This is a genomic window from Lachnoclostridium sp. An131 (assembly GCF_002160825.1).
Classification (GTDB): Bacteria; Bacillota; Clostridia; order Lachnospirales; family Lachnospiraceae; genus Laedolimicola.
The window spans coordinates 113,327-134,055 of record NZ_NFLI01000006.1 but is presented as its reverse complement, the minus strand read 5'-3'; the positions used below and the strand labels follow the sequence as shown (position 1 = coordinate 134,055).

21 protein-coding genes are annotated in these 20,729 nt (G+C 48.3%); 18 read left to right on the top strand and 3 right to left on the bottom strand.

The window, feature by feature from the left end; all coding sequences use genetic code 11:
- Positions 1-246: 246 nt before the first annotated feature.
- Positions 247-1,632 (top strand): radical SAM protein, encoded by a 1,386-nt coding sequence (locus B5E77_RS06500; RefSeq protein WP_087164562.1) that lies wholly within the window; start codon positions 247-249, stop codon positions 1,630-1,632.
- Positions 1,633-2,144: 512 nt separating this feature from the next.
- Here the strand turns inward: B5E77_RS06500 and B5E77_RS06495 are convergent.
- Positions 2,145-2,477, bottom strand: a complete 333-nt coding sequence (locus B5E77_RS06495) for a CGGC domain-containing protein (RefSeq protein ID WP_087164561.1) — start codon at positions 2,475-2,477, stop codon at positions 2,145-2,147.
- A 45-nt stretch (positions 2,478-2,522) separates the two neighbouring features.
- Positions 2,523-2,966, bottom strand: coding sequence for an Rrf2 family transcriptional regulator (locus B5E77_RS06490; protein ID WP_087164560.1), 444 nt, complete (start codon positions 2,964-2,966; stop codon positions 2,523-2,525).
- Positions 2,967-3,114: 148 nt separating this feature from the next.
- On the opposite strand from B5E77_RS06490, the gene B5E77_RS06485 reads away from it, so the two are divergent.
- The 7 genes from B5E77_RS06485 to B5E77_RS06450 all read left to right on the top strand — a co-directional run bounded on the left by B5E77_RS06485 (position 3,115) and on the right by B5E77_RS06450 (position 8,592).
- Positions 3,115-4,104 carry an NAD-dependent protein deacetylase gene (locus B5E77_RS06485; RefSeq protein ID WP_087164559.1) on the top strand — a complete coding sequence of 330 codons (990 nt, stop codon included), beginning with the start codon at positions 3,115-3,117 and terminating at the stop codon, positions 4,102-4,104.
- A gap of 16 nt (positions 4,105-4,120) precedes the next feature.
- Positions 4,121-4,996: an NAD-dependent protein deacetylase, SIR2 family gene (locus B5E77_RS06480; RefSeq protein WP_242963642.1), complete on the top strand. Its 876-nt coding sequence runs from the start codon at positions 4,121-4,123 to the stop codon at positions 4,994-4,996.
- Positions 4,993-5,346, top strand: coding sequence for an FAD-binding protein (locus tag B5E77_RS06475; protein ID WP_087164558.1), 354 nt, complete (start codon positions 4,993-4,995; stop codon positions 5,344-5,346). The genes B5E77_RS06480 and B5E77_RS06475 overlap by 4 nt, the downstream gene beginning before the upstream one ends.
- On the top strand, positions 5,274-6,230 hold the full coding sequence (locus B5E77_RS06470; RefSeq protein WP_087164557.1) for an FAD-binding protein: 957 nt from the start codon (positions 5,274-5,276) through the stop codon (positions 6,228-6,230). Before B5E77_RS06475 ends, B5E77_RS06470 begins: the two co-directional genes overlap by 73 nt.
- Positions 6,227-6,979 (top strand): 2Fe-2S iron-sulfur cluster-binding protein, encoded by a 753-nt coding sequence (locus B5E77_RS06465; protein ID WP_087164556.1) that lies wholly within the window; start codon positions 6,227-6,229, stop codon positions 6,977-6,979. Before B5E77_RS06470 ends, B5E77_RS06465 begins: the two co-directional genes overlap by 4 nt.
- Positions 6,945-7,610, top strand: coding sequence for a DUF3786 domain-containing protein (locus B5E77_RS06460; protein ID WP_087164555.1), 666 nt, complete (start codon positions 6,945-6,947; stop codon positions 7,608-7,610). Before B5E77_RS06465 ends, B5E77_RS06460 begins: the two co-directional genes overlap by 35 nt.
- A gap of 331 nt (positions 7,611-7,941) precedes the next feature.
- The gene (locus B5E77_RS06450; RefSeq protein WP_087164554.1) at positions 7,942-8,592 is read left to right on the top strand and encodes a DUF3786 domain-containing protein; all 651 of its coding nucleotides are present in this window, start codon (positions 7,942-7,944) and stop codon (positions 8,590-8,592) included.
- Here B5E77_RS06450 and B5E77_RS06445 read toward each other — a convergent pair.
- The gene (locus B5E77_RS06445; protein WP_087164553.1) at positions 8,564-9,157 is read right to left on the bottom strand and encodes a TetR/AcrR family transcriptional regulator; all 594 of its coding nucleotides are present in this window, start codon (positions 9,155-9,157) and stop codon (positions 8,564-8,566) included. The two genes, B5E77_RS06450 and B5E77_RS06445, sit on opposite strands and share 29 nt — an antisense overlap.
- A gap of 295 nt (positions 9,158-9,452) precedes the next feature.
- Between B5E77_RS06445 and B5E77_RS06440 the strand changes: the two genes are divergently transcribed.
- The 10 genes from B5E77_RS06440 to B5E77_RS06390 all read left to right on the top strand — a co-directional run bounded on the left by B5E77_RS06440 (position 9,453) and on the right by B5E77_RS06390 (position 20,724).
- Positions 9,453-10,223, top strand: coding sequence for an ATP-binding protein (locus B5E77_RS06440; RefSeq protein ID WP_087164552.1), 771 nt, complete (start codon positions 9,453-9,455; stop codon positions 10,221-10,223).
- A gap of 59 nt (positions 10,224-10,282) precedes the next feature.
- A complete protein-coding gene (locus B5E77_RS06435; protein WP_143468587.1) occupies positions 10,283-10,759 on the top strand; it encodes a DUF3786 domain-containing protein in 477 nt (158 codons plus the stop codon).
- 37 nt (positions 10,760-10,796) lie between these two features.
- A complete protein-coding gene (locus B5E77_RS06430) occupies positions 10,797-10,997 on the top strand; it encodes a hypothetical protein (protein ID WP_087164551.1) in 201 nt (66 codons plus the stop codon).
- Positions 10,994-11,749, top strand: coding sequence for an ATP-binding protein (locus B5E77_RS06425; protein ID WP_087164550.1), 756 nt, complete (start codon positions 10,994-10,996; stop codon positions 11,747-11,749). Before B5E77_RS06430 ends, B5E77_RS06425 begins: the two co-directional genes overlap by 4 nt.
- A gap of 830 nt (positions 11,750-12,579) precedes the next feature.
- Complete coding sequence (locus tag B5E77_RS06415; RefSeq protein WP_087164548.1) at positions 12,580-14,097, top strand: RNA-binding domain-containing protein; 1,518 nt, start codon at positions 12,580-12,582, stop codon at positions 14,095-14,097.
- A gap of 622 nt (positions 14,098-14,719) precedes the next feature.
- Positions 14,720-15,556 carry a BglG family transcription antiterminator LicT gene (licT, locus tag B5E77_RS06410; protein ID WP_162609660.1) on the top strand — a complete coding sequence of 279 codons (837 nt, stop codon included), beginning with the start codon at positions 14,720-14,722 and terminating at the stop codon, positions 15,554-15,556.
- 156 nt (positions 15,557-15,712) lie between these two features.
- The gene (locus tag B5E77_RS06405) at positions 15,713-17,563 is read left to right on the top strand and encodes a glucose PTS transporter subunit IIA (protein WP_087164546.1); all 1,851 of its coding nucleotides are present in this window, start codon (positions 15,713-15,715) and stop codon (positions 17,561-17,563) included.
- Between the two features lie 13 nt (positions 17,564-17,576).
- On the top strand, positions 17,577-19,013 hold the full coding sequence (locus B5E77_RS06400) for a glycoside hydrolase family 1 protein (RefSeq protein WP_087164545.1): 1,437 nt from the start codon (positions 17,577-17,579) through the stop codon (positions 19,011-19,013).
- 20 nt (positions 19,014-19,033) lie between these two features.
- The gene (locus B5E77_RS06395) at positions 19,034-19,888 is read left to right on the top strand and encodes an MBL fold metallo-hydrolase (protein ID WP_087164544.1); all 855 of its coding nucleotides are present in this window, start codon (positions 19,034-19,036) and stop codon (positions 19,886-19,888) included.
- An 86-nt stretch (positions 19,889-19,974) separates the two neighbouring features.
- Complete coding sequence (locus B5E77_RS06390; RefSeq protein WP_087164543.1) at positions 19,975-20,724, top strand: ChbG/HpnK family deacetylase; 750 nt, start codon at positions 19,975-19,977, stop codon at positions 20,722-20,724.
- Positions 20,725-20,729: the final 5 nt, after the last annotated feature.

Genomic DNA, 20,729 nt, shown 5'->3' with positions numbered 1-20,729 from the left:
AAAAGCAAGCCTGAATCAAGCTCCGTCATGGACTGCCGCCGATAGAGATACAGTTTGATGAATTTTATGAGATCTGTGAGAAAAGGGCACAAATTCATATCTTAATAATTTTCAAACAAAACTGGAACATAAATAAAAAAATACGGCGGTAAAATCCCTGTATCATCATCAAACATAAAGGAGGACAATCAGAGACTAAAAACAGCAGGGATAAAAATATAAACTACAAAAGGGAAAGGAAAAATAATGACATTAAAAGAAAACGTAAGCGCATTTGCAGTAAAACAAATACTCTCTTATATGGACAAGGACCCGGAGAAGAATCTTCCAAAGCTTCTGGACTGGTTTGACAGATTCGACCGGAAGGACACCTTGAAGGCTCAGCGGGAAGCCATTCGCAAGGCAGTGATGGACAAGGACAACAACTGGCGCCAGCTCGTCATAAGCCTGTGGACGGATATCGATCCGGGCGTGCGGAACCGTCTGTTTGAAAACTTCATTCTCAATGGCTGCCTGCTCGGATATCAGAGACAGAATGAATACAAAAAGAAATATAACTGCAATATCCCCTGGGCGATTCTTCTCGATCCCACCAGCGCCTGCAATCTGAAATGCACCGGCTGCTGGGCGGCGGAATATGGAAATCATATGAATCTGGCTTATGAGGAGATGGACGACATCGTAAACCAGGGCGTCGAAATGGGTACATATGTGTATCTCTTTACCGGCGGTGAGCCGATGGTGAGAAAGAAAGACATCATCCGTCTCTGCGAGGATCATCCGGACTGTGTATTTTCCACGTTTACGAACGGAACGCTGATTGACGAGGCCTTTGCGGAGGAGATGCTCCGAGTGCAGAACTTCGTGCCTGCCATCAGCATCGAGGGGTTTGAGGAGGCTACAGATTCCAGAAGAGGAAACGGAACCTATCAGAAGATTATCCGCGCCATGAATATCCTGAGGGAGAAGAAGCTGCCCTTTGGAATTTCCTGCTGTTACACCTCGGCCAATGCAGAGGTAATCGGAAGCGAAGCGTATTTTGATCAGATGATCGATATGGGCGCGAAATTCGCCTGGTTCTTCACTTACATGCCGGTAGGCAAGGCCGCGGTGCCGGAGCTGATGGCGACAGCTGAGCAGCGTGAGATGATGTACCACAAGATCCGGGAGTACTGCCAGACGAAGCCGCTGTTTACTGTAGACTTCTGGAACGATGGAGAGTATGTGGGCGGCTGCATCGCAGGAGGACGGAGCTACTGCCACATTAACGCAAATGGAGATATCGAGCCCTGCGCTTTCATTCACTATTCCGATTCCAATATCAGGGAGAAGACTCTTCTGGAGGCTTACCGCTCTCCGCTGTTCATGGGCTATCACGACAACCAGCCCTGGAATGAGAACATGCTTCGCCCCTGTCCGGTACTGGACAATCCGGGAAGGCTGACGGAGATCGTGGAAAAGAGCCATGCCAGGAGCACGGACTATCAGAATCTGGAGACTGCAAAGGAGTTTTCCGACAAATGCGTGGATGTGGCTGCGAAATGGGCGCCGGTGGCAGACAGGCTCTGGGAGGAGTCTCACGGCGGCTGTGCTGCCTGCGGCGGGTGCAGAAGGGCCTCGGGAGAATCATAACAGGAAAAGGAGGGAGTTCTTCCGTACCTGAGGCCGGATGGAAAAGCGCAGGTAGATAGAAAAAGCCATGCCGGCCTGGTTGTTCTGCTGTGCCTGATACCACTGGCCAGAGGGCCCGCACAAAGACGAAGGGAAAGGAGGAGACAAAAGTGCTTAAAGTAGTCGCAGCTGCCATTGTGGTGGCAGTCGCAGCAGTTGTTGCTGCAGTTATAAGAAAAAAGAATTAAGGAATACATATTCCTTTCGAAGAAGAGGCCGTTTTGGACACAGGGAGCAGACAGGTGTTCAGAACGGCTTTTTTATGATCTCCCTCCATCTGCCGATACGTCAGACTGCTCGGCCAGCTCATCTTGGGTCAATGCGCGAATTACACGCAGGACACAACATGGAATTTCATGCAGATAAAACACCATTTGACTTGCGCGTGTCCGTCGGTCAAATGGTGTCTGAATATTATTGCAGAATCTAAGCGGCCCCTTTCTCCTTTTGAGCAATATTCCTGCAAAACACTGTTAATGAGTATACTCCAAAATCTGAACAGAAGCTCCAGCATTTTTTTCCGCAAGCTCTTTTATACGTTTCGCAAAGGGACAGGGATAGCCTATGGGTGTGCCCTTTTGAATACAAGAGGCGAAAGCGATAGTATCTGCTCCCCTTTTGATCAGCTCTCGTACACGCAAGGGAACCTTTTTTCCGGGACATCCACCGCAGTTGATAAATCCAATCAGTTCAATCTCTTCTTTTACTTGTTCAAAAGCGCCGGTTTTATTGCGGATTGCCATGAAATCCGTGGTCCCCGGACAATAATCTTCAGTCTGCATACAGCGGATAATTCCTACTTTCATCCCGCACTCTCCTTTCTGATTAAAGTAAATGGCAGTATCGCCTATTCAGCCGGTATGTCCGTCTGAATGCAATAGCTTTTCCTGATACCGCTCCAGAATTTCCTGAAGCGTTATCTTTTCCATCTCTTCTTCCGCGGTCCTCTGCACCTGATCGAAATAGTCCCGAAGCGACAGCTGAATATGGATGCCTACGCCGCATTCCGGGTTGGTGTGGGTATCCAGATGGAGCAGGGGCTTCTCGCCCTCTACGGCTTTATAGACGTCCAGCAGGGTGATGGCAGAGGGAACTTTGCTCAAAGACGGCTTTGGATGCCCTTTGACACTGAGCAGAAGCCCGGCCCTGCGCAGGGCGGACATGAGCTGGCGGACGCATCCTGGATTGGTATGCAGGCTTTCTGCAATGCTGTCGCTGGACAGAGAGCCCCTGGGATTCAAGACGATAAAGGCCAGGATATGAACGGCGTCGCTGACCTTTGTGGAATATTTCATGAAAGCTGGCCTCCTTTGGTGACTGCTGATAAAATTTAATGTTAATTTAATTATAACAGCATATTGACAGATGTGCAAGGGGATGATAGACTGATGATGTTAAAATAATATTTACAGCAATACCGGAAAGAGAGGACGCGAGAAAACTATGAGCTTTTATGAAAATCTTGTAATGCAGACACAGCTGAACTATTCCAGATATTATGGAGTATATGCCGCAGGAAAGACACCCTATGAGCTTGCGGATAAAAAAGCGCTGACTTACGAAAAGCAGATAGAGGCTCTGCTGCAGGAGCTGGAAGAGGCGGACTGCGTGGTAGTAGGGGGAGCTTCCGGTCTCTCCGCAGCGGGCGGTGGAGATTTTTACTATGGAAATACGCCGTCTTTTCAGAAATATTTTGGAAAATTTGCAAAAAAGTATGGATTTGAAGGAGCCTTTGCCGGTATGCAGTTCTCCTTTGCGGCGCGCGAGGAACGCTGGGGTTATATCGCCACTTTTTTGAATACCACTCAGAAGGCCCCGGTAAGGGAACCCTATCTGGATTTGGACAGGCTCCTCCAGGGAAAGGACTTTCACATCCTGACGACCAACCAGGACACCCAGTTCGTAAAGCTGTATCCGGAGGAGAAGGTCAGTGAGATCCAGGGAGATCACAGGTTTTTTCAGTGCTCCCGGTGTTGTGAGGACGACACCTGGGACGCGGTAAAGCCGGTAGAAGAGATGATCCAGGCTATGGGGGAAGGGACCTTCGTTCCCACAGAGCTGATTCCCAGATGTCCCCATTGCGGAGCGGAGGCATTTCCCTGGGTGCGTGGGTACGGGAACTTTCTCCAGGGCAAAAAGTATGACGGGGAATATCAGAAGATTTCAGAATATATCCAGAAGAACCGGGACAAAAAGATACTGTTTCTGGAGCTTGGCGTGGGGCGCATGACTCCGATGTTCATTCAGGAACCCTTCTGGAATCTGACTCTGAATCTGCCAAAGGCCCGGTATATTGCTGTGAACGACCGGTATGATTTTCTGCCAAAGGAGATAGAGGACAGAGGTATGGTGATCATGGGAGATATTGCCAGGGTGCTGAAAGACGCGGCAGAGTCTGTACCGGTGAAAAATGCGGGAAAAAAGCGGGCATAAGGAATGGAGGAAGAACATGTTGAAAGCAGCAGAAAAAAGGTCGGACATGTATGAGGACATTAAAAAGGTATGGAAATGGATAGATGGCGCGGATGCGGTTCTGATTGGAGCCAGCAACGGACTGTCTATCACAGAAGGCCTGCATCTTTTCGCTGATAATCAGGTGTTCGAGGAACTGTTTGGGGATCTGAAACGAAAATACGGGCTTCGCTGTATTCTTCAGGGCATGGGAGCCCGGTGGCCCACGGAAGAAGAAAAATGGGGCTTCTGGAGCCGCCTGGTACACCATTACTGCGGAAAATACCAGGAGACGCAGGTAATGTCAGATCTGAAAACGGTGATAGGGGACAAAGACTATTTTGTAGTTACTTCCAACGGAGAGTGCCATTTTGAGCTGTGCGGCTTTGCGCCGGAAAAGATTTATGAGGTGGAAGGAAACTGGCTGACCATGCAGTGCGCTGCCCGGTGCCATGACCGGGTTTACCCCTGGGGAGAGCTGGCGGAGAATATGGCGGCGGCAGAGCAGGGGGGAAGAGTTCCGTCCGGGCTGGTCCCCCGCTGTCCGGCCTGCGGCGGTCCCATGCAGGTTCACATGGAATTTGAAAACTTTATTCCGGAGACTGAAAGCCAGGAACGGCTGGAGGCTTTTCTGAAACAGTATCATGGGAAAAGGCTGGTGATTCTGGAGCTTGGCATCGGCTGGAGAAACCAGCTGATCAAGGCTCCCCTGATGCGGCTGGCGGCGGCAGAGCCTGAAGCCAGATACGTGACCGTGAATCTGGGAGAAATCTATATTCCCGGAGAAATCCGGGAAAAATCCTGCGGTCTGGACGGAGACCTGGCAGAAATTCTTCACAGGCTGGCGAAAGAGCGGATGGGAGAGACGGGATGAAGGAAAAACTGATCATTATCGGCTCCGGGCTGGCCGGACTGGCTGCGGCTCTTGCCGCAGCAGAGCAGGGACAGTCTTCTGTTCTGGTATCTGAACTGCCGCCAGAGCGTTCACAGTCGGTACTGGCAGAAGGCGGCATTAACGGAGAGCTGTCCGGGAAAACAGAGGATGTATTGCCCCACTGGGCAGATACGGTCCAGGCCGGGGCAGGACTGTCAGATCCTAACGCAGTCCGGGGAATGGTGGAAGCGCCGCGGCAGCGGTCTTCAGCCAGGGAGTGGAGTTTGGGAATCTGGAGTTTATTCAGTACCATCCCACCATGGTTCCGGTTTCGGGGAAAAATCTGCTGATTAGTGAAGCAGCCAGGAGTGAAGGAGGGCGGCTATACATAGAGAGGAACGGGGTCCCCTGGTATTTCCTTGAGGAACTCTGCGGACCGGAAGGAAATCTGGTGTCCCGCAACCTGGCTGTAAGAAAGATGTACGAGGTGTGTTCCAGGCCGGACTGCAGGCCGCCGGTGTATCTGGATATGAGAGAAATTCCTGAAGTTGCATGGCAGAAACGGCTGGAGGGAATAAAGGAAGAATGCGGGAAATTTTTGAACATAAACCCGGAAAAGACTCCAGTTCCGATAGAGCCGGCTGTCCACTATTTCATGGGCGGGATTCTGGTTGATGAACGGCACCGCGCCAATAAAAACTTTCTGTATGCCGTCGGAGAATGTGCCTGCCAATATCATGGAGCAAACCGGCTGGGAGGCAACTCCATGCTGGGAGCCCTGTATGGCGGGAAAGTGGCAGCCCGGACTGCTGTCGAAGAATTGGAAAAATACCGTGCCGCGGCATGCGGTTTTCAGGAAAAGGGGAATATTCCGGAGAAAAACTTTGAAACGCAGAGAGAGGACGGGGCTCTCAGGAGAAGGACAGAGGAGATTCTGTCCGGCTGCATGGGGACTGTCAGAGAAGAAACGGAGCTTCAGAAAGCAGTCAGAGAGCTTGAAAAAATGTGGAAGAGGGAACATCTGGCTCCGGAAGAAAGAAACCGAATCCTGCTGGTCTCCGCAATGGTGATGTCTGCACTGGAGCGGAGGGAGAGCCGGGGCGCTCATATCCGTTCGGATTATCCGGATGCAAGGCCGGAATTTCAAAAGAGTACAGCCGCATACTTTGATGGAAAGCAGGTAAGGATTCGATTCAGGGATATTCCGGCTGACAAAGAGGCAGGAAATGTATGAGGAAAACTATAAAAATACTTCGACAGCGAAAAGGTGAGAAGGAATCTTTCTGGCAGACCTTCCTCTATGAGTCCGAACAGGAGAATGTTACGGCAGCTCAGGCGTTATCAGAACTGAACCAGAGAAATCCTCTTCTGGACAGGGAAGGAAAAGCGGCTGCGCCTGTACAATGGGAGTGCAATTGCCTTCAGGGAAAGTGCGGAGCCTGCGCGATGCTGATTGACGGGTTCCCTGCCTTAGCCTGCGAAGAGAAGCTGAAAGATCATAAGGATACGATCGAACTGATGCCACTGCAGAAATTTCCGGTGATAGAAGATCTGGTGGCAGACAGAAGGGTGCTCTTTGAGCATTTGAAGGAAATGAAGGTGTGGACAGAACAGAAGCAGACTGCTGCGCCGGAAGACCAGGAAAAGGCATTTACTGCTTCCAGGTGTCTGCAGTGCGGATGCTGTCTGGAAATATGTACAAGCTACACAGATGGGAGAGATTTTTTTGGAATGGCGGCTTTGGTACCGGCTGCAAGAATTGTGACAGTGGGGAAAAGCTCTGCGAAAAAGGAACAGATTTTGGAGGAATACAGGAAGCACTTTTATGAATGCTGTGATGAGTTCCATGCCTGCGAGCATGTATGTCCGGCGAAGCTGCCCCTGACAGATTTAATGTCATATATGAACATGGAAATGAAAAAAGCGGGAGAGACAGGAGGAAAGAAGGATGTTTGGGGAAATCAATCTGGAAGAAAACAATAATTATGAAAAATGGTGCGAAGAGTGGAGAAAAAAATTCCTGAAGCTTAACCAGGAGGAACTGAAAAAGAAGCTTCCGGAATTAGAAGAGGAAGGAGACTGGCTGCTTATCCGTCATTTTGGGAGAAAGCTGGGTGTTCATAAGGAAGACGGGACAATTGAGGCCTTGGAGGATCAGGAGCCGCTGACCTGCTACGAAAGGTTAAATGTCTACACTCTTTTCGGGTACGTGTCTCCGCTGGCACACTATAAAAATGAATGGGTAAAGTTCGACAAGCTGAAGGATACCGCGCCATTTGCAGGGGCTTTTCGGAAGGGAATCATCGAACCGTTTTCCAGAATGTTTGTCTGCCATACGAAAGAGCTGGCAGAAGCATGCGAGAAGCTGGGCGGAACCAGGCTTCCCTGGTCAGACACAGGCTACGAGCTGAAAGCCTTTGAATGCATCCCGGTGCGTTTTCTGTTTTGGGAAGGAGATGAGGAGTTTCCGGCTCAGGGAAATATCCTTTTCGATGCCAGCGCGACAGACTTTATACATGGAGAAAGCGTAGTAACCATTGCGGTAATAGGACTTATGCGCCTTGCGAATCTGGCGGGAATTGCCATGGACCGCAGCGCGTTTCCTGTTTTTTGAATGAGGATAAGAACGCTTCCTTAATCAATCATTATTTTCACAGGGGAGCATTTTCCGCTGTTGCATCTGCTTTCGGAAACGCTGCCGTCCACGTTGATTTTCGTGTGCATGAACAAATTCACGGACGTAATGATGGAACGATGCTCTCCAAGCGCATGATTGATATTGTCGAGGCAGTTGGTGCCCTTTGCCGTTGCGATAGAAAAAGTCATATTCTATCACACAGGCCGCAGTAAGGCAACCAGTCGTCCGTAGGAATGATGAACTGATGATATTAAAATAATATTTACAACAACCAGAAAAGAGAAAAATAAAAGCGGAGGGCTCAGAGATGCAAAAGGAAAGAAAAAGCGACGCCTTTCAGGAAATGCTGGCGGTAGCGAAGGGCTGGCTTGCAGGGCGCAGCTCGGAAGAACTTGCGGAACTGGCCGGAGCGGAGTGGGAGCCGGAAACAAAGCATTTGAGCCTGCAAAGCCTGAATCAGCGGCTGGAGCTGAACGCAGGGGACTGGTCTGTGAGTCCGCAGCTGGAGAACTGGCATTATCTGATCCTGCTGCATTATCTTTCTATCGCTGATGGAACGCCGCTGTCTGATGAAATGACAACATTCGGAAATCTGAAGGATGGCCTCATCCGGGGGACAAAGTTCGACCGCACGGCAGACACGGCTCTTGCTGGATTTCTGAAGGGCAGAGAGCCGGAACAACTGAAAGAAGTCTGCAGATCCCTTGGCGCCGTGTTTCGAGACAGTAATGCAGATCTGTGTGCAGTATTTCCCTTTTTACCGCGTTATCCAGTCATAGTGAAGATGTGGTTTGCGGACGAGGAATTTCCAGCCTCTGGAAAGATGCTCGTATCAGGCAGCGCGGATCATTATCTGACGATAGAAGACGCAGTGACTGTGGGAGAGGTGATGCTTGGGAGGCTGGAGGAGACATGGAGAGGACTTTATGCTACAGCTCATCTCTCTGATCCCGAATGAGGAAGGATTCCAGCCCCGCGCGGATAAACTGATCGATGGCCCGCTGTATCTTTTCCCAATCGGAGCAGTGATTGCGCAGCATGACTTTATTGATGGCCAGGCAGCCGTTCATCTGAAAATAAAAGATGGCTTCGGCCTCTTCAAAGGTAAGGAGACTGTGTGACATCAGCCAGGTCACGTAGTCTTCTTTCGTCGTCTCCGCCATTTTTTCTATGACCTGCGCGGATATTGTGTCGTCGAGAAAGAGCGCCTGATAGTGGTCGCTGCTGTGCAGGTGATCGCAGAAGGGATAGGAGCAGCTCCCGGAGGTTCTTGCAGGGCAGAATACGTGATCGATGACGCTGGTGGTTTCTTTCAGAATCTCATTCAGGATATCGTCCAGCACATCAGCAGTATCGTAATAGTGCAGATAAAAGGTTCCCCGGTTGATTTCCGCAAGCCTGCAGATCTCTGTGACCGTAATTTTGGGATATTCCTTTTCTTCCAGGAGCTTTAAAAATGCTTCTTTTATGACCTGGCGGGTGTAACGCGTCCTCCGGTCTTCCTTTTGCGTCTTTTCTGACATATGAATTTTCCTCATCTTTCTATTGGATTTTCTGAACAGAACACGAAAAACTGTTCAGAAACATACAGACAGCTTTGGATTGATGATTGTATTTTCTGATACTTTTATTATAATCAATTTGAAAAGAAAATCAACATATTGTTCATAAAAAGAACACCGTGTATAAGGATGGCTGTCTGCACTGCGGCTGTGGAGCTATGACGCTGTGGAGTCTTGGAAGCCGGTACGGACGGCGGCCTGATTATTGCCGGAAGCACGGAAATGCAGATTTGGCACAGGAAAGGATGAAGGATGTATGGGACATGTGATTGCGGTAGCCGGAAAGGGCGGTGTGGGAAAGACTACACTGACAGGCCTTTTGATTCAGTATCTCTGTCAGAGCGGGAAGAAGCCGGTTCTGGCCGTGGACGCGGACGCCAACTCAAATCTCAATGAGGTTCTTGGCGTGGAAGCGGGCATCACCCTGGGGGAGCTCCGGGAGGAGATCGAGCGCGCAGGGGCTGACAGTCGCTACAAGATTCCCGCCGGCGTGACGAAAAAGGATTATCTGGAAGCGCGCCTGACGGACGCTCTTACAGAAGAGGATGACTTTGATTTGATGGCTATGGGGCGCAGCCAGGGGCAGGGCTGCTACTGCTTCGTAAACGGCCTGGTTCAGACGCAGATTCAGAAGCTGCAGAGCCATTATCCCTATGTGGTCGTAGACAATGAGGCTGGAATGGAGCATGTGAGCCGCGGGATTTTGCCGATGATGGAGATCGCGATTCTGGTCAGCGACTGTTCCCGGAGGGGCGTGCAGGCGGCCGGCCGGATCGCCGCTCTGATGAAGGAACTGAATTTTAAGCCGAAGAAGGTGGGACTGATCATCAACCGGGCTCCGGATGGAAAGCTAGACGCCGGAACGCTGGAAGAGATACAAAATCAGAACCTGGAGCTTCTTGGAGTAGTTCCCCACGACGATATGATTTACCGATTTGACTGCGATGGAAAGCCCATTGTACAGCTTCCTGCAGATTCTCCGGTGCGGAAAGCCCTTCAGGAGATTGTGGAAAAGCTGGGGCTGTAATTTGGAGGGACAGCCAAAAGAACTAAACTGGAAAGAAAAAAGGAAAGGTGGTATCAAACATGAAACTGGAATATGCGAAGGATAACCTGACACAGCAGCCATACCGTCATTACCTGAAGCGGTATCAGGAAACCTCTCCCAAGGTAATAAGCGAAAGCTCCGGTCTTACCTTTCATGAGAAGGAGCAGGCATTCCTGATTCGGTTTATGGGAGTGCTCTATCAGGTGACACATCCGGGATTTCAAATCAGCCACCAGGAGCAGGGAAACGGCATCTATATGCTGGAGGAAAACATAGACGCTCAGATTCTGCTGCTCCGGTATCTTCTGGACGGGAACCCGGTGATGAGCTCCGGGAAGCTGATTTCCTACCATGACCTCCCCTGGGGCGAGGTATATTACCGTCAGTTTCAGGGCAGATGTATTTCCCGGCTGGCGAGAAGCTTCGGGACCCGCCTTCCGCCCAGATTCTCTTTTCGGATAATTTCCCTGCGGCATTTTCCGCAGAGGATGTGGCTTATGTGGGAGACATTGTAATGGATTATATGAAAAAGGTTGGAAAGCAGGTGCAAAAATGAGTGATATTTTATCCGGATGCCAGGAAGCGCGCGGCATGACGACGATTGAAGAGATTGACTGCCCAAAGTGCGGGGGCGTGATAGAAGTATTTGAGAGGGACGGACTGACTGTGGGAGACAGCGTCTGTGAGCAGTGCGGCTGTGTGATTCCGGGCGATGTACATCTGTCCCTGTATCTTGAGGAGGTGTCAAAGTGAAAATATCTGTTTGTGGAAAAGGCGGAAGCGGGAAGAGCACTATTGTAGCGCTGCTGGCGGAAAGGCTTGCAGCGGCCGGAAAAGAGGTTCTGATCATCGATTCTGATGAATCCAATTACGGGCTGCACCGTCATCTTGGCATGGAAAATCCGGAGGAATTTACCGGGTTTTTTGGAGGAAAAGAGGAAGTCCTGAATAATATGATGATTTCTAATTTTACACATCAGTTTTTTGAGGGGCAGTGGAGGATCGGTGATATTCCGGAGGATTATTACACGGAGAAGCATGGGATAAAGCTGATGGTAAGCGGGAAGATTCATCAGGCGAACGAAGGCTGCGCCTGTGCCATGGGGACGGTGATGAAGCAGTTTGTCAGTAATCTGCGGCTTGAGGAAAACCAGATCGCCATTCTGGACATGGAGGCCGGAATTGAACATTTCGGGCGCGGTCTGGACGATGAGGTGGATTTGATTCTGATGGTCTGCGATCCTTCCTATGAATCAGTCCAGCTTGCGGCAAAGATCCGGGAGCTGGGGGAGAAGCTTCAGAAGCCGGTATATTATGTGCTGAACAAGACTGATGAAACAAGCAGGGAGGTGCTGACGCAGGCAATCCAGAATTCTCAAAGGATTCTTGCGGTTCTGCCTGCAGAGCCGGAACTTACGGCGGCAGCGCTGCTTGGCCGGAAGCTGGTTTGGGAGAGCAGTGTGATGGACCGGGCGGCAGAGAAAATCTGCGGGATGCAGGCATAGATTTGATATAGACAAAAGCATTCATTTTATTATCTGTTATAAAGATAGTTCTTCTCCTTTAAAGCCGGAACAGAGGCGGTCAGGTCTTTGTTCTGGCTGATTTTTATCTGCCGCTGGAGACTTGCTATCTGGCGGTTAATGCTCCTGATGCTGTCCGCAGGTGCATAATTGCAGATTCTTTTCTGGAATTCTTCAGTGATTAGTTTCTTCATGGTATTTTATTCATAGTTGGTTCCTTTCTGTTGCATCTGTGTAGCTAAAATTGTCCGGCGTCTTTGTTGGAACAACAGTGTCTTAATACATTTGAAGCTTTCCTGGGATAAAGTGGGGATCAGCATGAAAAAATTCAGCCTTGTTCTGACCGAATATGCCCTTGCCAATTAAGGGTAAAAATAAGAAAGAACCCCGTAAATACGGGATTCTTTAAAAGTAGTTCAAAGCAGATAACGGGAATCGAACCCGCCTCTGAAACGCTAAAAACCCAGTAAAATCAAGGGCTCTGGCGATTTCTATTTGATTACGTTTGATTACCTTTGGCAAAAAGGTAATCAAAACTAAAAATTATAGGAGGAAGTCCTGAACACGGGATTTACCTCGTTTAAAAATATTGATAAATGCTGTGGTACATTAATGCCGCATCTGTATATCTTTGCAGACATTTCTGTGCAGAAGTATTAAAGGAGAGGATGTGAAAAGCAAGATCTTCTTGCTGAGGTTCCGAATTCTGAATATAATATGAGCAGAAAGAGAAAGATGCTACAGATATGAAATAGAACAAATATACTGAAGCTTAACATAAAGGTAATGCCGAATAATGAGGAGGTAATGGAATGGCGGTGCCAACCAATATAAAGACCCTGCTTTCTGGAAATGTAGTAGAGTGGGCAAGAATTGAATTTAAAGAAACATGGGATGCAGATGCTTCGTTGAAAACCATCTGCGCTTTTGCAAATGATATAGATAACTGGGGCGGCGGTTACCTTGTAATCGGTGTCCGGGAGAAGAATGGACGGCCTGAGTATCCGCTGCAGGGTGTGCCGGCAGAAAAAATTGATGGTTATCTTAAGGACATGCTCAATAAATGTAAACTGCTTCAGCCGGAGTACCTTCCTATTGTGGAAGTGGCAGATTATGAGGGGAAAAAGTTTATTGTGGTGTGGGCGCCAGGGGGAAATTCCAGACCGTATTCCGCGCCAAAGAATATGAGTAAGGATAATAGAGAAAGAATTTATTATATTCGCAAAATGGCCAGCACTATCGTTCCGTCTGAAGCAGAAAAGAGGGATTTGTATAACCTGGCTAACAATATTCCCTTTGATGATCGTGTCAACCACGAGGCAGAGCTGGCGGACCTGAATATCACACTGATTCAAAGTTATCTGAAGGAAATCGGAAGCTCTTTATATCAGGAGTCGGAGAGTATGGATTTTGTGGATCTGTGCAAAAGCATGAATATCATCAGTGCCCTGCCGGAATATACAAAACCCAAAAACGTAGGTTTAATGTTCTTCAGCCTGGAACCGGAACGCTTCTTCCCCTATGCTCAGATTGATGTGGTAGAGTTTCCAGACGATACTGGAGATCGGATTCGGGAAAAGACGTTCAAAGGACCGCTTCATCAACAGCTTCGGGAAGCGCTGTTATATATCAAGAACAGTATCATACAGGAGCAGGTCATCAAAGTAGACGGCATAGCGGAAGCCAGAAGATTTTTCAATATTCCGTTTGCGGCTGTGGAGGAAGCTCTCTCGAACGCTGTCTATCATAAGGGATATGACGTACGGGAACCGATCGAGGTACGAGTAGAGCCGGATCGAATGATTATTGTCAGTCATCCTGGTGCGGACCGGTCCATTAGTCAGGAAGGACTGAGGGAGTATCGCGTGTTCAGCCGTCGGTACCGTAACCGCCGGATTGGTGAATTTTTGAAGGAAATGCATTTAACAGAAGGACGCAATACCGGATTCCGTAAGATTTGCAATGCACTGCACAATAATGGCTCCCCGGAGCCGTTATTTGAAACGGATGAGGAGCGTACGTACTTTGCGACTACTCTTTTCTTCCATCCGGATTTTGTGAAGAAAGAGTTGGATGATAGTCAAAATGACAGGATAAATGACAGGATAAATGACAGGATAAGCGACGGGAATATAGGAAAATTCAATGCGAATGACAGGATGGTTTTAGAAGCCATTCAGCAAAAGCCTTATTTAACCGTGGCACAACTGGTTTCACAGTTAGGTATTTCTGAGTCTACCATTCGCCGGGCAATTAGAAAACTGAAAACAAACGGTTTTATACGGCGCGAAGGAGCAAATAAAAATGGTATATGGATGATCTTGAAGTAAAGGGGCGGCATGGATGATCTTATGGACGATACAGCATTGAGAAGCGTATAAGAAAATGATGGAGGCAGGGAGTCTCCGCTCAAATTTTCAGAAGATGGCAGAAGAGAAAAGTGTTCCGAGACGCAGAAACTGAAAAGCTGGGAAAAGATATTTGATATGACCTATCGGATTGAGGGTGATGAAGATTCGCCAGTGAGCACACAGGCAGTCCAAAAGAGCTGAAATGAGCCAGAAAAACGATACAAAATTTTCATGATAAGAGGACATGGGCACAGTTGGAGTAATTATTATTCACAGTCCTGATTCAGACATGGAAACAGATGCTTACGTGCCAGCACGACATATCTGTTCCCATGCCTGAATCGGATGCGAATCGTAACTTGGAGTAAAGAAATAGCTGAAAATAAACAAAAAACAGGTTGACAATGCATACCTGAATGTGTTTTAATAAGTGCAAAAAAACTATATAATTATATGTAAGTACGACGGATAGATTGTTACTTTTCGGAGGCAAAACTGAGTTGTATATCTGGCATATGGAGATTCCGTATGTCATGATATTATGATTCAGTTTTTTTATTTTCGGAAATGTAAGACGCAACTTTTTTGGAGGGTGGCTGTCGTGAAGATTACAAAAGTAATCAATAATAATGTTGCCAGCTCTGTTGATAATAACGGCATAGAGATTGTGGTTATGGGGCGGGGAATCGGATTTCGAAAAAGAGAAAATGATGAACTCGAAGAAGAAAAGATTCAAAAGATATTTCGGTTCTCCGGCAGTGCAGGCAGCAAATTTGAAAAGCTGGTCGAGGATATGTCCTATGAGACGATTCTGACTGCGGAAAAAATTATTACCTATGCGCAGGAGCAGCTCCACTGCGAACTGGGAAAGAATATTTACATTACGCTGACAGATCATCTGAATTACGCGTTGGAAAGGCAGAAAAAAGGGTATACGTTTGAGAACGCTTTTCTGTGGGAAATCAAAAATTTCTATCCTCAGGAATATTCGGTTGGGAGAAAGGGACTTGAGATAGTCTGGAAGGAGCTGGGCGTGCAGCTTCCAGAGGATGAAGCAGGGTTTCTGGCACTGCATGTAATTAATGCGGAAATAGACGGAAATCTGACAGATACCATGGATGCTCCGGTGATGCTGAAAAATATGCTGAATATTATCCGTTATACGTTTGATGTGCAGTTCGATGAAGATTCTCTCTCCTATGAGCGTCTGGTGACCCATCTGAAATTTTTTCTGCACCGTCTGATCAGGGGAGAGTGTTACGAGACAGAGGATGAAAACTTTAACCATGTGCTCAAAGAACGCTATCCCAGAGAATACAGATGCGCAAAGCAGATTGCGGCGTACGTCGAGGAGAAGCAGGGAGTCCCGGTTAGTGATGAGGAGCTGATATATCTGACGATTCATATTTACCGTGTGACAAAACGGGAAAAAAAATAAAGAGACGGAAGGATTGTTACGTTTCAGGCGGCAAAACCCGAACGGTCAGGAAACTGTAAGCACAGGCTGCTTATCGTGTTTCCTCATGGCCGTCCGGGTTTTTTATAAAAAAGAGGGCAGCATTGACACTGCCTTAATTTTAAAGGAGGTAAAGCTATGGCAAACAAGTATGACGGATTATCGAGAATCATAATCCAAAATGTAGGAGGAAAGAGCAATATTGTCAGTCTGGAGCACTGTATTACAAGACTTCGTTTTGTTCTGAAGGATGAGACAAAAGCGAATACGGATGTGCTCAAGGACACGGATGGGATTGTCACGGTCATACAGGCCGGCGGAGAAGAAGCACAAAAGGCGAAGGGAAGCCTTCTGGACCGCTTTACGGATCTGGTTTCCGGCGTGTTCACTCCGGTTATCGGCCTGCTTGGTGCGGCTGGTATTCTGAAAGGACTTCTGACGCTGTGGGCGTCTCTCGACGGAGGAGCCTCTGCATCAGGCGCATATGCAATCTGGTACGCTGTTTCAGACGGCCTGTTCTATTTCCTGCCCGTACTTCTGGGGTATGGAACGGCTAAAAAGTTCAAGATTCATGAAGGACTGGGGATGGCGCTGGGATTTATGCTGGTATATCCGAGTATGGTAAACCTTACCTCTACAGCAGAGGTGCTCGGGACGATATTTGCCGGGATATCCTTTGAGATGAACTATTATAACACCTTTTTTGGCATCCCGATTATCATGCCGTCGGGAGGCTATACCTCAACAGTTGTACCGGTTATTATTGCCGTTGCGGCAGCAGCCTGGCTGTACAGACGGATCGATAAAGTGTATCCGGCCTATGTCAGAGGATTCCTGACGCCGGTAACGATTTTTGTTATAGTCGCGCCGCTTACCTATCTGGTAATCGGACCGGTTTCTACGATTTTATGCAATGCAATTGCAGTGGTGTTTACAACAGTTTACGGCCTACCGGTGATAGGAGGACTGCTCTGCGGTCTGCTGCTGGGCGGAGTATATCAGATACTGGTTATTTTTGGACTGCATTGGGGACTTATGCCGCTTTGCATGATCAATTATGCGACGCTGGGCTATGATATGCTGCTGACACCTATTTTTGTTCCCACTTTTGCGCAGGCAGGCGCGGTACTGGCATCTTATATGCGTTCAGACAGAAGTGAGAAAAATGCATCTCTGATGATTCCTGCGTTCTTTTCCGCAATGTTTGGCATTTCAGAGCCCGCAATTTACGGTGTTACTCTGCCAAGAAAAAAGCCGTTTGTGATTACGTGTATTATGTCGGCCATCGGCGGCGCGGTAACGGGATTTTTTGGAGTATCGACTTTTACGCTGAGCGGAGGTTCCTTTTTTGCGCTTCCCGCATTTATCAATACTGAGAACGGAGATATGACAGGAATGTTTATTATGGCCACGTGCATGGCCGGAGGATTTGTTCTCAGCTATCTGATGACCTATACTTTCTGTAAAGATGAATCGGGAGAAGGGAAACAGAAGGAAAAGGCTCTTCCGGAAAAGCAGGTGCAGACTGACGGCAGAATTATTTCTGTTTTTGCGCCGGTGGAAGGCGAGGCAGTCGAACTCAGTGAAGTGGAAGACGAGGTGTTCTCACGGGAGGTACTCGGAAAGGGAATCGCCATAAAACCTGTAAACGGCAGGGTATATGCTCCGGCAGACGGAGTGATCTCTACATTTTTTGCTACCGGCCATGCGGTGGGAATAACAACGGACAGTGGAGCAGAGCTTTTGATCCATGTAGGCATGGATACGGTAAAGCTGGAGGGAAAGGGATTTTATCCGAAGAAAAAAGAAGGAGACAGAGTGAAAAAAGGCGAGCTGCTGCTGGAATTTGATCTGGAGATGATCACAAAAGAAGGGTTTTCCACGACGACTCCGATCATTGTAACGAATACAGACGCGTATGTGGACGTCGTTCCGGCGCTTTTCGGCAGAGTGAAGCCGGGTGATATGCTGCTGAAAATTCTGAGATAAAGAGGGGAACGGTATGAGTGTTTTAAGAGAAGATTTTTTGTGGGGCGGCGCGACTGCCGCCAATCAGTATGAAGGCGCCTGGGATGCGGACGGAAAGGGAATATCCGTTTCGGATGTGTGCACGGAAGGTTCGGCTGAAATACCAAGAAGAGTAACACAGGGAATTGTACCGGGGAAGCGGTATCCGAGCCATGAAGCAGTGGACGCATATCATCATTATAAAGAGGATATTGCTCTGTTCGCGGAGATGGGATTTAAATGCTACAGGCTGTCGATTGCCTGGACGCGGATATTTCCGACAGGTATGGAGACAGAGCCGAATGAAAAGGGACTGGCATTTTATGATCGTGTATTTGATGAATTGGAAAAGTATGGAATCGAGCCGATTGTAACGATTTCTCATTATGAGATGCCGTTTGCGCTTGTAGAAAAGTGCAACGGATGGGAGGGCAGAGAGTGCATTGATTATTATATCCGGTTTTGTGAAGCCATATTTGAGCGCTACCAGAATCGCGTCCGGTACTGGCTGACGTTTAACGAAATTAATTCAGGAACCGTGGCTCTAGGAAGTATTCAGGCGCTTGGAACCTTCCGGGGATACAGCGGACCGCTTGCTTCTGCGCCCGATAAACCGCAGGAACGTTTTCAGGCTTTGCATCATCAGTTTGTGGCGAGCGCCAGAGCAGTCAGACTGGCGCATGAGAAATATCCCCGGTTCCGGATGGGAAACATGTGCCTGCAGGCGATGATGTATCCGTTTTCGTCCAACCCGGACGATATACTGGAAACGGAAAAGCGCAATCAGATCATTAACTTTTTCTGCGGCGATGTGCAGGTCAGAGGAAAATATCCCGGATATATTCAAAGGTATTTTGAGGAGAATGGTATCACAATCCGCATGGAAGAAAGGGACCTTGAAGATATCCAAAAAGGCGTGGTAGACTTCTATACGTTCAGTTATTATATGACTACCTGTGTTTCTGCCGATGAGAACAAAGAAAAAACGGGCGGAAATTTCATGGGTGGAGTGAAAAATCCCTATCTGGAAACAAGCGCATGGGGATGGCAGATTGATCCAAAGGGCCTGCGGTATAATCTGAATGTGCTGTATGATCGGTATCAGATTCCAATTATGATAGTGGAGAATGGTCTGGGAGCATATGACCAGCCGGAGGAAGATGGATGTATCCATGATACATACCGGATAGAGTATATGAAAAAGCATATCGAGCAGATGAAGGAAGCGGTGAAGGATGGCGTAGACCTGATTGGATATACTCCGTGGGGCTGCGTGGATCTGATCAGTGCATCCACAGGGGAGATGGCGAAGCGGTATGGAATGATTTATGTGGACAAATACGACGACGGAACCGGGACGCTTGCCCGAAGAAAGAAGGATTCCTTTTACTGGTATCAGAAAGTGATTGCCTCTAACGGTGAGGATCTGTAACGCAGACACAGGAGGGCGCGATGAATTTTTTTACGCACGAACAGGTATCGGAAAGAATTTTGCGTATCAGAGATATATCAGGAACCGCCGTTTATCTGCTGAGTGGAGATCAGAAAACGGCTCTTCTGGATACAGGGATAGGTATTGGAAGCCTGAAGGAATATATTTACACCTCGTTTTTAAAAACTGCCGATCTGATTATCCTGACGCACGGCCACCTGGATCATGTGAATGGAGCCGCTGAATTTTATGGCGTTCCTGTATATCTGCATCCTGCGGATCGGCCGCTGATGCGCAGGCATACGGATGCCGGGAAGCGCCTGCAGTATGTCAGGCAGAATGCGGCATATACAGGCGCAGAGATTTCTGCGGTAAGCAGGGATGAGATGATCCCTGCGTTTGACCCGGAAGAGACTCTTCCGCTGAGCGATGGACAGATTTTTGATCTGGGAGGACTGACTGTGGAGGCAATCCATACGCCGGGTCATACACAGGGAATGTCTATGCTGCTGCTCCGTGAGGAGAGAACGATTTTATTTGGGGATGGATGCGGCGTCGGAGTTCTTCTGATCGAGGACTGTGCCAGCACAGTGACGGAATACAGGAGAAGCTTAAAAAAGGTCAAAACGTACGAAGCATGTTATGACAGGATTCTCCGCAACCATGGAACATGCTCCAGCTCTAAAGAATTGCTTGATAACGTCATAGACGTATGTGAAGAGATCCTGGCAGGTAAGGATGATCACATTCCTGTAAAAGAGGCGCCGCTTGCCTGCAGGGAACAGATTTACCTTGCGAAAGCTGTCCGTCCTGGAACACAGCTTAGACTTGACGGCAAAGAAGGAAATGTTATGTATATTAAAAGCAAAATATGACAGCAGCAATACAAATGGCGGGCTTTTCCCTGTTCTGTCTGATGAGAAATAAAGCGCATTTATAACCAATCGGAAAGGAAAAGGATATGAAACGACTGTTGATTCGGGCGGATGATCTTGGTTTTTCTGAGGGTATTAATTATGGCATACAGAAATCTGTAAAAGACGGCATTATACGAAGTGTTGGACTGATGCCGAATATGCCGGCTGCCGCGCATGGCGTAAGCCTGCTTGCGGGGCTGCCGGTCTGCTTCGGTCAGCATACGAATATCAGTGTGGGAAGACCGCTGACAGATCCTGAGCGCATACCAAGCATCACGAAAGAGAATGGCGAGTTTAAATCCAGCAGAGAGTACCGCGTTGCAAAGCAGGATTTTGTTGTACTGGACGAGGTTGTTCTGGAGATTGAAGCACAGTATCGCCGGTTTATGGAACTGACCGGGCAGAAACCACACTATTTCGAAGGGCATGCAGTCGCCAGCAGGAACTTCTTCCGTGGACTTCAGATTGTCGCAGAGCGGCATGGACTGGACTATTTTGAACTGAATCCCGGAGGAATGGTGTGTTTCAGGAACACCCGCCTGTATATTCACATGGAAAGCATGACGCCGGGCTATGATCCGAAAAGATGCCTGATGAATCTGGAATTCCATGAGGGGGAGCGCGAGGCGGATCTTTTCGTGTGTCATCCGGGTTATCTGGACGCATATGTTCTAAAAGAGTCATCGCTTACGGTGCCAAGAGCCATGGAGGTGGAAGCAGTATGCAGTAAAGAGGTGAGAGAATGGACAGCGGCCCGGCAGATCCGCCTGATTTCATATGATGACATATTGTAACAGCT